The sequence below is a fragment of the Phytohabitans flavus genome (genome assembly GCF_011764545.1).
In the GTDB taxonomy this organism is placed as follows: Bacteria; Actinomycetota; Actinomycetes; order Mycobacteriales; family Micromonosporaceae; genus Phytohabitans; species Phytohabitans flavus.
Map to the genome: position 1 here is coordinate 9214458 of NZ_AP022870.1, position 14807 is coordinate 9229264.

At 71.2% G+C, this 14807-nt stretch carries 10 protein-coding genes and 1 pseudogene; 7 read left to right on the forward strand and 4 right to left on the reverse strand.

Going from position 1 to position 14807, the window contains the following annotated elements; all coding sequences use genetic code 11:
* Positions 1-120: 120 nt before the first annotated feature.
* A pseudogene (locus tag Pflav_RS41050) lies at positions 121-1421 on the forward strand (MATE family efflux transporter).
* Here the strand turns inward: Pflav_RS41050 and Pflav_RS41055 are convergent.
* The gene (locus Pflav_RS41055; RefSeq protein ID WP_173041879.1) at positions 1418-1756 is read right to left on the reverse strand and encodes a helix-turn-helix domain-containing protein; all 339 of its coding nucleotides are present in this window, start codon (positions 1754-1756) and stop codon (positions 1418-1420) included. The pseudogene Pflav_RS41050 and the gene Pflav_RS41055 overlap by 4 nt on opposite strands.
* The gene (locus Pflav_RS41060) at positions 1749-2162 is read right to left on the reverse strand and encodes a type II toxin-antitoxin system RelE/ParE family toxin (protein WP_173041880.1); all 414 of its coding nucleotides are present in this window, start codon (positions 2160-2162) and stop codon (positions 1749-1751) included. The genes Pflav_RS41055 and Pflav_RS41060 overlap by 8 nt, the downstream gene beginning before the upstream one ends.
* Positions 2163-2270: 108 nt before the next feature.
* Here Pflav_RS41060 and truB point away from each other — a divergent pair, with 108 nt between their 5' ends.
* Entirely contained in the window at positions 2271-3152 is an 882-nt protein-coding gene (gene truB / locus Pflav_RS41065) for a tRNA pseudouridine(55) synthase TruB (RefSeq protein ID WP_173041881.1), read from the forward strand.
* On the opposite strand, the gene Pflav_RS41070 is transcribed toward truB, so the two are convergent.
* Complete coding sequence (locus tag Pflav_RS41070; RefSeq protein WP_173041882.1) at positions 3142-6135, reverse strand: NACHT domain-containing protein; 2994 nt, start codon at positions 6133-6135, stop codon at positions 3142-3144. The genes truB and Pflav_RS41070 overlap by 11 nt on opposite strands.
* Positions 6136-6231: 96 nt before the next feature.
* On the opposite strand from Pflav_RS41070, the gene Pflav_RS41075 reads away from it, so the two are divergent.
* The 5 genes from Pflav_RS41075 (at position 6232) to dapB (ending at position 12331) form a co-directional block, all read left to right on the forward strand.
* On the forward strand, positions 6232-7158 hold the full coding sequence (locus Pflav_RS41075) for a bifunctional riboflavin kinase/FAD synthetase (protein ID WP_173041883.1): 927 nt from the start codon (positions 6232-6234) through the stop codon (positions 7156-7158).
* Between the two features lie 113 nt (positions 7159-7271).
* Complete coding sequence (gene rpsO / locus Pflav_RS41080; RefSeq protein ID WP_173042930.1) at positions 7272-7541, forward strand: 30S ribosomal protein S15; 270 nt, start codon at positions 7272-7274, stop codon at positions 7539-7541.
* Positions 7542-7794: 253 nt separating this feature from the next.
* Positions 7795-10167 carry a polyribonucleotide nucleotidyltransferase gene (locus tag Pflav_RS41085; protein WP_173041884.1) on the forward strand — a complete coding sequence of 791 codons (2373 nt, stop codon included), beginning with the start codon at positions 7795-7797 and terminating at the stop codon, positions 10165-10167.
* A complete protein-coding gene (locus tag Pflav_RS41090) occupies positions 10167-11423 on the forward strand; it encodes a M16 family metallopeptidase (protein WP_173041885.1) in 1257 nt (418 codons plus the stop codon). Before Pflav_RS41085 ends, Pflav_RS41090 begins: the two co-directional genes overlap by 1 nt.
* 146 nt (positions 11424-11569) lie before the next feature.
* Positions 11570-12331 carry a 4-hydroxy-tetrahydrodipicolinate reductase gene (gene dapB, locus Pflav_RS41095; RefSeq protein ID WP_173041886.1) on the forward strand — a complete coding sequence of 254 codons (762 nt, stop codon included), beginning with the start codon at positions 11570-11572 and terminating at the stop codon, positions 12329-12331.
* A gap of 417 nt (positions 12332-12748) precedes the next feature.
* Here the strand turns inward: dapB and Pflav_RS41100 are convergent, their stop codons facing one another.
* Positions 12749-14755 carry an amylo-alpha-1,6-glucosidase gene (locus tag Pflav_RS41100; RefSeq protein WP_232072520.1) on the reverse strand — a complete coding sequence of 669 codons (2007 nt, stop codon included), beginning with the start codon at positions 14753-14755 and terminating at the stop codon, positions 12749-12751.
* Between the last annotated feature and the right edge of the window lie 52 nt (positions 14756-14807).

The window sequence follows — 14807 nt, forward strand, 5'->3', positions numbered from 1 at the left end:
GGACACGCGCCAGTAAGACACCCCTCGCCCGCACGGCGGGCGCAGGCACTCCCGCGCTCGACGATGTAAGTCCTTGTGAGCGTTGCGGTCATTACCTGACGGGTGTCAGGATGACCTGCGATGGCTCCGTACTCCCTGCGCCGCGTCGCGGCCCTCGCGCTGCCCGCGCTTGTCGTGCTGGCCGCTGAGCCGCTCTATGTGCTCGTCGACACGGCGGTCGTGGGTCATCTCGGCAGCGTCCCGCTGGCCGCGCTGGCGATCGGCGGCACAGTGATGTCGGCGGCCGCGTGGCTGGGCACCGTGATGGCGTATGGCACGACCGGCCGCTCCGCCCGCCGCTTCGGCGCCGGCGACCGGGCCGCGGCGGTGGCCGAGGGGTACAGGCGTCGTGGCTCGCGCTCGGCGTCGGACTCGCCCTGGCAGTGATCGCGCAAGTGGTGGCCGGCCCGCTGGCCCGTACCCTCGGCGGCGGCGACTCGGACGTGGCCGGCGCGGCCGCGCAGTGGCTGCGGATCGCGGCCCTGGGCGCCCCAGGCCTCCTTCTCGCCGCGGCCGGCAACGGCTGGATGCGCGGTGTGCAGGAGACTCGGCGACCGCTCTACTACGTGCTCGGCGCCAATGTGCTCTCGGCCGTGCTCTGCCCGATCCTCGTGTACCCGGCGGGACTCGGCCTGACCGGCTCGGCAGTGGCCAACGTGGTGGCGCAGACCGTCGCGGGCGGCTTCTTCGTCTGGGCACTGGTCGCCGAGCGGGTGTCGCTCCGCCCGCACGTCACGGTGATCGGCAAGCAGCTCGTGCTCGGCCGCGACCTGCTGATCCGGGGTTCCGCGTTCCAGGCATGCTTTCTCTCCGCGACCGCGGTGGCCGCGCGCTTCGGTACCGCGGTGGTCGCCGCGCACCAGATCACCGTGCAGCTGTGGTTCTTCTGCGCGCTCGCCCTCGACGCCGTGGCGATCGCCGCCCAGTCGCTGGTCGGCGCCGCGCTGGGTGCCGGCCACGATCGAGAGGCCCGCGACCTGGGCCGGCGCATCGCACTGATCGGTGGCGTGTGCGGCGCTGGGTTCGCGGTGGTGATCGGCGCGGGCGCGGGCGTGGTACCCGACTTGTTCAGCCGCGACCCGGCGGTGCACGAACAGGCGATGGTGGCGTGGCCGTGGTTTGTCGCGCTGCTGCCGCTGGCCGGCGTCGTGTACGCCCTCGACGGTGTCCTCATCGGCGCCGGCGACGCTCGCTACCTGCGCAACGCCACGATCGTGGCCGCGCTGTGCGGTTTCCTGCCGGTGGTGTGGCTGGCCTACGCCCTGGACGCTGGGCTGGGCGGCATCTGGGCCGGGCTGTCGCTCTTCATCGTGCTGCGCCTGGTCACGCTGCTGCTGCGGATGCGCTCAGGCGCGTGGGCCGTAGTAGGCGCGGTGCGCTAGCCCAGCACATACGACTCGTCGTCGAACTCGGCCACGATCGTGAGCTTGCCGCCGAGAGCCCGCACGTAAGCGGCGAGCGTCTCCACCTCGGTCCGCGCGAGCTGGCCCTTTTCGATCCGGGAGACGCGGGCCTGGGTGACGCCCATCGCCTTGGCCACCTCGACCTGGGTCGTGTGCTGGCGGCGCCGCACCTCCGCGAGCCGGTGCGCCCGCGCCTCGGCGACGAACCGGCGCGCACCGGCGTCGATCTCGGCCTGCTCCGCCTCCGTGAAGGCCAGCTCGTCTTTGAGGTCCTCCCAGGAGCGGGCATCCGGGTCGCTCAGGTGCTCACTCATGCGTCTGCTCCTCCACGCGTTTCAGATGCTCGGCAAATGCCGCCTCGGCCATGGGAATCGCCGACCTGTACCACCCCCGCCAGCGGCCGGCTTTGTCGCCGCCGACGAGGATCACCGCTTGCCGGAGTGGGTCGAAGACGAACAGGACCCGAACCTTCGCGGCACCGCTCGAACCCGGTCGCAGCTCCTTGAGATTTGCCAGGCGGGAGCCCTTGACCGTGTCGACCAGCGGCCGGCCGAGGCCGGGGCCCTCGATGCTCAGCGCCTCGATGGCCTGGCTGACCAGCACCAACGTGGCGCGGTCGGTGCGGCGTAGCGAATGGAGCCAGGAACGGGCCGGCTCCAGGACGATGATTGACCACCTCACGGTGCGGCTCCACGGGGACAAGTATAATGCTGGCAACATATAATGTCTATATTTTGTTGATCTTCAGCCCCGTTTCCCCGCGGTAGCCGAGTCAAGGCTGGCACAGTCCCCGATCGGTCGCAGTCCCCATCTGGCAGGCTTGCGGCCGTGAGCGCGGATGGGCTGGTAGTGGTCGATAAGGCTGGCGGGATGACGTCGCACGATGTGGTGGCACGCGTGCGGCGGCTGGCGCGCACCCGACGCGTGGGGCACGGCGGCACGCTCGACCCGATGGCGACCGGCGTGCTCGTCATTGGCGTGGGGAGAGGGACCCGGCTGCTCACGTACGTGATCGGGTCCGTCAAGGGCTATGCGGCGACGATCCGGCTCGGACAGACCACGATCACCGACGACGCCGAGGGCGAGGTGGTGGCCACCGCGCCTGCCGGGCACGTCACGGACGCCGCGATCCGGGACGGACTGGCCGCGCTCACGGGCGCGATCGAGCAGGTGCCCAGCGCGGTCAGCGCCATCAAGGTCGACGGCAAGCGGGCGTACAAGCGGGTGCGCGAAGGAGAGCAGGTGATGCTCGCCGCCCGGCCGGTGACGATCTCCCGCCTCGACGTGCTGGCGATCCGGCGGCCGGCGCCGGATGTGGTGGACGTCGACGTCGAGGTGGTGTGCTCGTCCGGGACGTACGTGCGCGCGATCGCCCGGGACCTCGGCGCCGGGCTGGCGGTGGGTGGGCACCTGACCGCGCTGCGGCGCACCGCGGTCGGTGGGTTCACGCTCGCCGAGGCGTCCACACTGGAGGAGCTGGAGAAGGTGGCACCCGAGGTAGTCAACCTGCCGCTGGCGGAGGCGGCGCGCCGGTTCTTCGCCGTGCGGGAGGCCACTGTGGACGAAGCCCGGACCCTGTCGCACGGCGGGCCGCTGGACCGGGCCGGCATCGACGGGTCCTACGCGGTCTTCGCCCCGGACGGCGGGCTGCTCGCCATCGTGCGGGAGCGGGAGGGTCGCGCCCGCCCGGAGGTCGTCTTCACCGGCTAGGTGGGTCTACCCAGGCGCTGCGCAACTCGCTGCCCGGGCCGAGCTCGTCCTCGCCCCTGACCTGGGTGCTGCGGTGGTACACGAACACGCGCACGTTCGGGCGCCCGGCCAGGGGCCCCAGGTTCAACCTGTCGCGGCCGTGGTGGTGCAGCTCGATCACCGGTCCGGCGATCGAGCGGAGGGCGTGGAGCTTGGCGGGAGTCTCGAAGTGCACAGCGAGGCGGCGCAGGCCGCGGCGCTCCGGGAGACCGTCGAGCCGGGCACCGTGGCTGAGGTACAGCTCCAGGTCGACCAGCTGGGGCAGGCGGGCCGCAAGCAGCGGAGCCACCGTGTCGACGCTGTAGAGCGCCAGTGACCGCAACGAGGACCACTCGACACCGTCCAGTTCGGCGAAGAGCGACGCCGTGACACCCAGTGCTTGCAGGTCGAGCTCGGGTAACAAGTGTTCGTTGGCGACGCGGCCGTGCCACCTCAGTTCGGTCAACTGCTGGAGATCCTTGAGGATGGACAGATCCAGCGGGTGCTCGTAGAGGGCGCTCTCCAGCGCCCGCAGGCCCGGCATCTTCCGGATGACGCCGAGGTCTCCGGTCATCAGATCGAGCTTCAGGTGGGTCAGTCGCTTCAACCGAGCCAGGGCCGGCAAGATGCGGACATCGCCCACTTCGAGCTCGCCGGCGTGGAGTGGGTTATCGGCGAGGACGCGTTGGGCGTATTCCTCCGGGTCGAAGTGGGGCCAGGCGCGGATCAAGGCGTCCACCACACTCGGCCGCGAGTCGGTGCCGAAGCGGGCCAGCAGCGGGAGCGCGGCCGGGTCGCCGGACTCGCGTACGGCCTCGACGGTGAGCACGGCCGCGTACTCGTTGTTTGGCTTGGCGGCCATCAGCAGGTCGAGCGCGAACGGCCCGGCCCGCCCGAGCGCTCGAGCCGCCGCCTCGGTCTGGGGTGGAACTAGCTTCGCGGTGGCGTCACGGATCGCGCGTTCCAGCTCCGGCGAGCGCTCCGGCGAGGTCTCCAGACAGGCGAGCGCGACAAGGCACAGCAGGTCGCGGTCTGCTCGGGGGGTGGTGGGCTCGGCCGCGCGGTCCAGCAGCGCGCGCAGCAGCGTCTCGCGGCCAGCGGCGCTCGCGTGACCGGCCGCCATCACGACGACCTCGTGCCATTGCGGCTCGTGCGCGTGCGCCCGCAGCACGCCGAAGTCGCCCTCGTCGATCGCCTGCTTGGCGGCCAGGTACTCCTCGAATGAGCGGTGCACGAAGTCCACCCGCCCGGCCACCTGCTCCCGGAGCAGGCCGGTGCGCTCCAGCAGTACCCGGTAAACCCGCTGCGGATCGGCCTTGACCTGCGGCATGGCCCGCAGCTTGGCGGCCAGCCGGTCGATCGCCTCGCCGTGACCCGCGTCCGACCAGCCGTTGCGGATCAACCAATAGGCCAGATCGCTGAGCAGTAGCGCCTGCTCGGTGCGGCCGAGGGCCGGCGAAGTCTCGATTCGGCGTTCCCGGTCGCGGCGTTCGAGGAGCATCTGGAGCGCCACCTCGTAAAGCTCCATGCGGTTGGCGGGCAGTTGGCCGCGCCGGTCCCGGTGCAGCGCACAGAGCAGGGCGCACAGTAGCGGGTACCCGGCGAGCTGGCGCAGGTGCCGGTGGCGGTCGAGGGCGGCGAGCAGCCCCTGCTCCTGCTCGGTGACCTCGGCGCGTTCCGGCTCGGTGGCGCACCTGCTGCGCATCGCTTCGTGCCAGCGGTGCGCGAACGCGCCTACCTGCGTGGGTGTCATCGGCTCGAGCTCAGCGGTGAGGAAGCCAGTCGAGGCCAGCCAGTCCTCGGGCGCCGCCGCCGGGCGAGAGGTGATCACGTAACGGGCTGCCGGGAACGCCGCGATCAGCTCGCCGAGCCACCGCCGCACCTCGTCCCGGCGGTTTTCCGCCAGTTCGTCGACTCCGTCCAGCAGCACGATCGCCTGTCCCGAGCGGAGCTGGCGCTGCACCCACCCGGACGGCATCTCCTCGGCGATGTGGCGGCCGACCTCCCACAGAAACCCTTCCGGTGGCGGCAGCTCCGCGGCTGCGTACCGGCGCAGGGGGATGAAGAAGGGCACCGTGCCGTTCCAGCTGGCGAGCCGCTCCGCAAACGAGCCGCGCGCGCTCTGCACGGCGATCCAGTGCAGCAGCGTGGTCTTGCCGGTGCCGGCTTGGCCGCGCACGAAGAGCCGGTCGGACCGAGCCAGGACGCGTTCGACCGGATCGGCCGCGGGCAGGTCGTCCGGCGCGTGGGCGGCCCGCGCGGTGAGGCTGAGGTACGCGACCGAGAGGGGGTATCGCCGGCTCGACTCGGAGAGCGTGGCGCCGAAGAACTCGATCTGGTCGAGGCGGTTTGCCGTGAGCTGCCGGTAGTCGCGCTCGAAGTCGTGCACCCCGCGGCGTTCGGGCAGGCGCTCCAGCACCGTGCGGATTTCGTCGAGGATCTGGCGGTCGCGGCGCAGCAGCTCGGCCATCGCCTGCGTCCCGGTGCCCGGCAGGGTGCGCGCGACCTCGATCACGTACGCGGAACATTCGCGCAGGACCAGGTCATAGAGGCGCACCGCACCGGGGGCTAGACCGGCGCGCGTGGCCCGCTCGGGATCCTGGGCGCGCAGGTAGCGGTCCAGGTAACCCGCATCGAGGTCCTGCTTGAACAGGTCGTCCTCGGTCAGCGCGGCCGCCTCGAACGTGTCCCGGACCGCGTCGACCGCCGCTTGCTGTTCGTTCGGCGGCAGGTCCTCGCCCAGCTCGCGGAGGGCGAGGACGCGGTCGGCGATGAGTTCGGCGGCCTCGTCCCAGACCCGGCGGAAGCGGCGTTGCTCACGCACGCTGGTGAGCCGCCGCGCGGCGAGGTCGATCGCGCTCGCGCCGACCTCCGTCACCAGCTTGCTGTCGCCGAACCAGACGCCGCACGCCGCTCGCGCCACCGCCGCGCCGAGGGAGATCGCGGCCACCTCCAGACCTGACACCCGCAGGACGGTGCCAGATCGACGCCAGCCGCGCTATCGGATCTTGTGACACGGCTCGCAAACGTGGGACAAAGCGGGCGGCCTAAGCTGAACCTCATGCAGAGGTGGCGGGGGTATGAGGCGGTCCCGAGCGGGTTCGGCCGCTCGGTGGTCACCATCGGGGTGTTCGACGGTGTCCACAGGGGACACCAGGCGACCATCGGCCATGCGGTGCAGCGGGCTCGCGAGGCCGGGCTCCAGTCGGTGGTGGTGACCTTCGACCCGCACCCGTCCGAGGTGGTCCGCCCCGGCACCCACCCCGCCGTGCTCAGCGAGCCGCGGCGCAAGGCCGAGCTGATCGCGGACCTCGGCGTCGACGTGCTGTGCGTGGTGCCGTTCAACCTGGAGTTCTCCCGGCTCTCGCCGGACGCGTTCGTGCACGACGTGCTGGTCGAGCACCTGCACGCTGCGGTGGTCGTGGTGGGGGCCAACTTCCGGTTCGGTCACAAGGCGGCCGGTGACGTGCCGCTGCTGCGCGAGCTGGGCCGCCGGTGGGGCTTCGCGGTCGAGGACTCGCCGCTGGTGTCGAGCGTCGACACGGTGTTCTCGTCGACGTACATCCGGGCGTGCGTGGCCGCCGGCGACGTGAGCGCGGCCGCTGAGGCGCTCGGCCGCCCGCACCGGATCGAGGGCGTGATCGTCCGGGGTGACCAGCGTGGCCGCCAGCTCGGCTTCCCCACCGCCAACTTCCTCACCGGCACTCACACGTCGGTGCCGGCCGACGGCGTGTACGCCGGATGGGTGATCCGCGGCGGTGAGCGCCTGCCGGCCGCGGCCTCGGTGGGCACCAATCCCACCTTTTCGGGTGAGGAGCGGCGGGTCGAGGCGCACATCCTGGACTTCGACGGCGACCTCTACGGCGAGCGCCTCGGCCTGGAGTTCGTCGCGGGCCTGCGGGGCCAGGTCAAGTACGACGGGATCGAGCCCCTGATCGCCCAGATCAAGGAGGATGTCGCCCAGACCCGGACACTGCTGAGCAAGTAGCATCCCACGTGCTGGTAGTGTTACCAGGACGTCGTGTTACGACGTTCTGTTCGGTGTGCCTGCACGACGCCGCGGGCCCGGACTGGGACAAGCCCACAGAAACTAGGGAGAAAATGGCGCTCGACCAGCAAGCAAAAGCCAAGATCAGGGAAGAGTACGCGACTGTCGAGGGGGACACCGGTTCTCCGGAAGTGCAGGTCGCGGTGCTCACCAAGCGGATCGCCGAACTCACCGAGCACCTCAAGGTGCACAAGCACGACCACCACAGCCGCCGTGGTCTGCTGCTGCTGGTGGGTCGTCGCCGCCGCCTCCTGAACTACATGGCGAAGAAGGACATCAACCGCTACCGGTCGATCATCGAACGGCTCGGTCTGCGGCGATGAGCTAGCGGGGGAGCGGCTGTGCTTCCAGGCGCCGCTCTTCGCGTCGCGGTCACGCGATGCGAAGAGCGGCATCAAGAGGGATAGCTGTTCCCCCTGTCCACAGGAGGGGCCCGGGAGCGGATCGACGCACCGGTCCTCGGTAGTGGCCCCCGGGCTGCCGCATTCGGCCCCCGGGCGCTTCGATCGAAGACCGGCCCGTCTGAGCAGCTCCCGAGGTTGTGGCCCCACGACCGAAGAGGAGTGCATCCAGAACATGACCGAGCACAACAGCCTCGGCACACAACACAGCACCGCAGTGATCGACAACGGGTCGTTCGGTACCCGTGAGATCACCTTTTCCACCGGCCGGCTTGCCAAGCAGGCCGCCGGTTCGGTGATCGCCGAGCTCGGCGACACCGTCGTCCTCTCCGCGACCACCGCGAGCAAGCAGCCGAAGGAGCAGTTCGACTTCTTCCCGCTGACCGTGGACGTCGAGGAGCGGATGTACGCCGCGGGTCGCATCCCCGGCTCGTTCTTCCGTCGCGAGGGGCGCCCCAGCGAGGACGCGATCCTCACCTGCCGCCTGATCGACCGGCCGCTGCGCCCCAGCTTCGTCAAGGGCCTGCGCAATGAGGTCCAGGTGGTCGAGACCGTCCTCGCGCTCGACCCGTCCCACCCGTACGACGTAGTGGCGATCAACGCCGCGTCGCTCTCCACCAAGCTCTCCGGCCTGCCGTTCTCCGGCCCGATCGGGGCCACCCGCATGGCGCACATCGACGGCCAGTGGGTGGCGTTCCCGACGTACGAGGAGCTGGCCCGCGCCACGTTCGACATGGTGGTCGCCGGTCGGGTCCTGCCGGACGGTGACGTCGCGATCATGATGGTCGAGGCCGAGGCCACCGAGCACACCGTCGGCCTTGTCGCGGGCGGCGCCACCGCGCCGACCGAGGAGATCGTCGCCGGTGGCCTGGAGGCCGCCAAGCCGGCGATCCGCGAGCTGTGCCGCGCCCAGGACGTGATCGCCGCGGTGGCCGCCAAGCCGGTCGCCGAGTTCCCGGTGTTCCTCGACTACCAGGACGACGCGTTCGACGCGGTCGCCGGCGCGGTCCGCGGCGAGGTCAGCGAGGCGCTCAAGATCGCCGGTAAGGCCGAGCGCGAGGAGGCGCTCGACCGCATCAAGGACAAGGCGCTCGAGGTCGTCGCGCCGCAGTTCGAGGGGCGCGAGAGGGAGATCTCCCCGGCGTTCCGCTCGCTGGTCAAGTCCGAGGTGCGCACGCGGGTGCTCCGCGAGCAGGTGCGCATCGACGGCCGGGGCCCGCGCGACATCCGGCCGCTGACCGCCGAGACCCAGGTGCTGCCGCGGGTGCACGGCTCGGCGCTGTTCGAGCGGGGCGAGACGCAGATCCTCGGCGTCACCACGCTCAACATGCTTCGGATGGAGCAGCAGCTCGACACGCTGTCGCCGGAAAAGCACAAGCGCTACATGCACAACTACAACTTCCCGCCGTACTCGACGGGTGAGACCGGCCGCGTCGGCGCCCCCAAGCGCCGCGAGATCGGCCACGGCGCGCTGGCGGAGCGGGCGCTGATCCCGGTGCTGCCCAGCCGCGAGGAGTTCCCGTACGCGATCCGTCAGGTCTCCGAGGCCCTCGGCTCCAACGGCTCGACCTCCATGGGCTCGGTCTGCGCCTCGACCATGTCGCTGCTGTCCGCCGGTGTGCCGCTGAAGGCGCCGGTCGCGGGCATCGCGATGGGCCTGATCTCGGACGAGGTCGAGGGCAAGACGCAGTACGTCAGCCTCACCGACATCCTCGGCGCCGAGGACGCGTACGGCGACATGGACTTCAAGGTCGCCGGCACGCGGGAGTTCGTGACCGCGCTCCAGCTCGACACCAAGCTGGACGGCATCCCGTCCGACGTGCTGGCCGCCGCACTCCAGCAGGCCCACGACGCGCGGCAGACGATCCTCGACGTGATGCAGGACGCCATCGAGGCGCCGGCCACGATGTCGGAGTACGCGCCGCGGGTCACCACCGTCAAGATCCCGGTCGACAAGATCGGCATGGTGATCGGGCCGAAGGGCCAGACGATCAACGCGATCCAGGACGAGACCGGCGCCGAGATCTCCATCGAGGACGACGGCACGATCTACGTCGGCGCGACCAACGGCCCCTCGGCCGAGGCCGCGGTCGAGCGGATCAACGCGATCGCCAACCCGACGCTGCCGAAGGTGGGCGACAAGTTCCTCGGCACGGTGGTGAAGACGGCCGCGTTCGGCGCGTTCATCTCGCTGCTGCCCGGCCGCGACGGTCTGCTGCACATCTCGAAGGTGGGCAACGGCAAGCGGGTCGAGAAGGTCGAGGACTTCCTCAACGTCGGCGACAAGGTCGAGGTGCAGATCGCCGACATCGACCAGCGCGGCAAGATCTACCTGGACAAGGTGCGCGCCGAGGGCGAGGAGGAGCCGGCGGCCGAGGGCGCCGAGGACGCCGGTGGCGACCGCCCGCCGGCCCGCGACCGGGGCGACCGGGGTCCGCGCGACCGCGGTGACCGCGACGGCGGCGACCGCGGCCCGAGCCGCGGCGACCGCGAGGCTGCTGAGGGCGACGGCGAGGGCGGCCCGCGCCGACGCCGGCACCGCCGCTGATGGCGCTAGATCAACGCGATGGGGGCAGTACGGTACGGCGTACCGTACTGCCCTCCGGCCTAAGGGTGCTCACCGAGGCGATCCCGTCGATGCGCAGCGTCTCGTTCGGCGTCTGGGTCGGCATCGGCTCGCGTGACGAGGCACCGGAGCAGGCCGGCGTCTCGCACTTCCTGGAGCACCTGCTCTTCAAGGGCACCGAGCGGCGCAGCGCGCTGGACATCACGGCCGAGATCGAGGCGGTGGGCGGCGAGACGAACGCGTTCACCACCAAGGAGTACACCTGCTACTACGCGCGGGTCCTCGACGAGGACCTGCCGCTCGCCATCGACGTGATGTGCGACCTCGTGTCCCACTCGGTGCTGGATGCGGCCGACGTGGAGACCGAGCGCGGGGTGATCCTCGAAGAGATCGCCATGCACGACGACGAGCCCGGCGACGAGGTGCACGACGTCTTCGCCGAGGCGCTGTACGGCACGCACCCGCTGGGCCGGCTCATCTCCGGTACCGAGGAGACGATCGCGCCCATGACGCGGGCGCAGATCGAGGGCTTCTACCGCGATCGCTACCTCGCACCGTCCATTGTGGTCGCCGCCGCCGGAAACCTCGACCACGACCTGGTGGTCGAGCTGGTGCGGCGCAGCCTCGACCTGGCCGGTGGGGGCACGCCGGCGCCGCTGCGACCCACGGCCGCCGTGCCGACGCTCGCGCCCGACACCGTGGTACGCGTGAAGGACACCGAGCAGGCGCACATCGTGCTCGGCTCCCCAGGCATCGGGCGGCTGGACGAGCGGCGGTGGGCACTCGGGGTGCTCAACAACGTGCTCGGCGGTGGCATGTCCAGCCGCCTCTTCCAGGAGATCCGGGAAAAGCGCGGCCTCGCGTACTCGGTCTACTCGTACTCCAGCCAGTACGCCGACGCCGGCCTCTTCGCGGTCTACGCCGGCTGCGCGCCGGGCAAGGTCGACGAGGTGCTGGAGCTGGCCCGGGCCGAGCTCGCGGCGGTGGCGGGCAAGGGTTTCACCGCGGCGGAGATCGCTCGCGGCAAGGGCATGGCCAAGGGGTCGTACGTGCTGGGCCTGGAGGACACCGGTTCGCGGATGAGCCGGCTGGCCAAGGGCGAGCTGCTGTACGGCGGGGTGCTCTCCGTCGACGAGCTGCTGGCCCGCGTCGACGCCGTCACGCTCGACGAGGTGAACGCACTGGCCTCCGACCTGCTGACCCGGCCCACCTCACTGGCGGTGATTGGCCCGGTTTAGGGCGCTGGAGCGGTTCCCCGGTGCCCTTGCAGGGTGCGGAAGTGTCGCGTGAGTTAAATTCTCCCCGTGAGTGAGCGAAGCCAGCGAACCATCAAGCACAGCGTGGTTGGAGCCTCGCGGCCGCCCGCAGCAAAGCGAGGACGGCCGTGAGCGAGGAGCGCGAACCCATCCGTGTCGGCGTGCTCGGCGCCCGTGGGCGCATGGGCGTGGAGGTCTGCAAGGCCGTCGACGCCGTCGACGACCTTGAGCTGGTCGCCATGATCGACCAGGGCGACTGGCTGTTCAACGCGTCGGACGCGGGTGCGGAGGTCGTCGTCGACTTCACCAACCCCGACGTGGTGATGGACCATCTGCACTGGTGCATCGACCAGGGCATCAACTGCGTGGTGGGCACGAGCGGCTTCACCGAGCAGCGCCTCGAGCGGGTGCGGAGCTGGCTCCAGCACAAGCCCGAGGTCGGCGTGGTCGTCGCGCCCAACTTCGGCGTCGGCGCGGTGCTGATGATGGAGTTCGCCGCGCGTGCGGCCCGCTACTTCGAGTCCGTCGAGATCATCGAGCAGCACCACCCGGCCAAGGTCGACGCCCCGAGCGGCACCGCCACCCACACGGCCCGCGTCGTGGCCGAGGCGAGGGCCGCCGCCGGCCTGGCCGCCATGCCCGACGCCACCAAGGACGAGGTGCCCGGCGCCCGCGGCGCCGACCTCGACGGCGTCCGCGTCCACTCGGTGCGCGCCGCCGGCCTTGTCGCCCACCAGGAGATCCTCTTCGGCACGGTCGGCGAGACGCTCACCATCCGCCACGACTCCTACGACCGGGCCTCCTTCATGCCCGGCGTGCTGCTGGCCATCCGCCAGGTCATCCAGCGCCCCGGCCTGACCGTGGGCCTGGCCCCCCTGCTCGACCGCTGACCCCGTCCATCCCAAGACCAAGACCTTGAGCTACCGCGACGTCCGCGGTGGTCCGGACCGCTGCTCCCGCAGCCTCACCCTCCGCGCTACACAACCCACCGCCGGCCTGCCGGCCGCCGGCACGGGCAGACCCGCCAGAACTCTGGATCTAGTCGACTCTCTGTCGCCAGGACGACAGCAAGTCGACTAGATCTCCCGGGAGTCGAGTGCTGCCGGCGGTACCGCGAGCGTCGAGACCTGGGTGCCCTTGATCGGCGCTGCGGCTGGACACGATCGGGCAGATCTTGGTCGTTTGCTGCCCCTCTGGGGGCAGTTGCGTACCACGATCGCTGGCGGGCTCCGACGATCAAGGGGACCCAGGTCCCCACAGCCGAGCGCTGAGCGCGATCGCGAACCGGCCGTCCTCCATCACCGCTGTCAGGGGGCCTCTTGGATCGTGATGGTGGCGGGGAGGCCGGTCAGGGTGGCTTGGCCGCTCGCGTCCACTGACGCGTCGACCGGCGTGCCGGCGATGCGTAGGCCGCGGGCTCGCACCGCGCCCAGCGGGAGGGAAGGGCGGAGGGTGACGCGGCCGGCCGGGACGTCCGGGTAGATGCCGAGCGCGGCGTGCAGCACCACCACCGCAGCCGCGGCCGACCAGGCTTGTGGGCGGCAGGCGGCAGGGTAGGGCATCGGCCGGGCGAAGTCGGCGCGGTCGTCGCCGCCATACAGCTCGGGGAGGCGGTAGCCGAACGCTTCGCCGGCGATCAGGAGGCCGTCGGCGAGCTTGGCCGCGGCCGGACCGAAGCCCTCGCGGGCCAGCCCGGCCAGCACGATCGCGGTGTCGTGTGCCCAGATCGAGCCGCAGTGGTACGAGAGCGGGCTGAACCCAGCGTCCTGTGTGGACATCGTGCGCAGCCCGAAGCCGCCCGAGAGGGCCGGTGAGGCGAGCGCCTCGGCTACCGCCGTGGACTCCTTCGGGGTCAGCAGGCCGGTGCCGAGCAGGTGGCCGATGTTGCTGGTCAGCGCGTCGACCGGGCGGCCGTCGCCGTCCAGGGCCAGTGCCGGGTACGCCCCCTGCGGACGGTCGACCCAGTAGCGGGCGCGGAAGCGGTCGGCCAGCGCACCGGCGTAGTCGCGCCAGCGGTCGGCACCCGGTCGGTCGAAGGCGTCCAGCAACGTGGCGCCGTGCAGGGCCGCCTGGTACGCATACCCCTGCACCTCGGCCAGCGCGATCGGCGGCTCGGCCTGTCGGCCGTCACGGTAGCGGACCGCGTCGCCAGAGTCCTTCCAGCCTTGATTGGCGAGGCCACGCCCGCTCTTGTCGACGTAGCGGACGAAGTCAGTGTGGGTGCCCAGCCAGGCAAGCGCCGCCTCGACGTGCGGCAGCAGCGCCGCGACCTCCTCCGGCGGCATGCCCCATCGCCAGGCGTCGTGCAGCAGGCTGATCCAGAGCGGGGTGGCGTCGACCGTCCCGTAGTACGCCGCGGGGAGCTCCATCCGCTCGCCCTGGTGGCGGGTGTCCTGCCGGCGCAGCTCGTGCATGATCTTGCCGGGCGCCTCACCCGAGCGGTCGTCGTCGCGCGTGCCCTGGCTCCGGGCGAGCACCCGCAGCGTGCCGGCGGCCAGCTCCGTGCCGAGCGGGAGCAGCATGCGGGCGGCCCAGATGCTGTCCCGGCCGAAGAGCGTGAGGAACCACGGCACACCAGCGCCCAGGTACGTGTCGTCGCCGTCGGTCAGCCGCAGCGACGCGAGGTCGTCGAGGGAGCGGTCGAGCAAGCGGACCAGGCGGTGGTCGTCGGCGGTGACCTCCGGGCGGGACCACTCGACCGGCCCGGATGGCGCGGCCACCATCGCCCGCGGGTCGTCGATCCGCACCTGCCACCGCAGCGTCACGCTGCCGCGATTGGGCAGGTCGACGGGCCAGGTGATGCGCTCGGGCGAGACGGTGCCGTCACCACTGGCCGTCACCGTGATGCCGTCGCCCCGCCACACCAGCGGCTCGACCGGGCTCAGCCGCTCGGCCGCGCCGCCCGACTTCACCACATCCATCGGCGCGAGGTCGCAGGCCAGGTCGAGGGTGACGGTGGCACGGACCGGCACGTCGGCGGTCGAGGTCACCGTGATCTCCTCGGCCATCCCGCCCGGCGTCACCCTGCGGATCCGGTCGATCCGCACAGTCGGGTCGGCGATCCGGGTGCCGAGCCAGCGCACAACCGAGACGAACCGGGTGGCGCCAGGGCCGGCCGGCGTGTGCCCGATCGGCTCCGGCTCACGGCCGTCGACAAGCAGCCTGACCTCGGCGAGCACGCGGGCGTCAGCGTGGAAGACGCCTTCGACGCCGGTCCCGCTGACCTGCCCGCCGGCCGCGTTCAGCACGGTCGTGGGCGCCACTGTCGTCGCGACGAGGTCGTGCAGCAGCGGCTGCAACATGTGGTCCGGCACGGGCGACTACCTCCTGTACCCAGTCTTGACAGATTGCCTCGCACAGAGCAAA

What these genes read in the sequence shown, in the direction of transcription:
- Pflav_RS41055 (WP_173041879.1), bottom strand. Translation starts at nt 1,756, where the DNA reads ATGAGTGAGCACCTGAGCGACCCGGATGCCCGCTCCTGGGAGGACCTC.
- Pflav_RS41060 (WP_173041880.1), bottom strand. Translation starts at nt 2,162, where the DNA reads ATGTTGCCAGCATTATACTTGTCCCCGTGGAGCCGCACCGTGAGGTGG.
- Pflav_RS41075 (WP_173041883.1), top strand. Translation starts at nt 6,232, where the DNA reads ATGCAGAGGTGGCGGGGGTATGAGGCGGTCCCGAGCGGGTTCGGCCGC.
- rpsO (WP_173042930.1), top strand. Translation starts at nt 7,272, where the DNA reads ATGGCGCTCGACCAGCAAGCAAAAGCCAAGATCAGGGAAGAGTACGCG.
- Pflav_RS41085 (WP_173041884.1), top strand. Translation starts at nt 7,795, where the DNA reads ATGACCGAGCACAACAGCCTCGGCACACAACACAGCACCGCAGTGATC.
- Pflav_RS41090 (WP_173041885.1), top strand. Translation starts at nt 10,167, where the DNA reads ATGGCGCTAGATCAACGCGATGGGGGCAGTACGGTACGGCGTACCGTA.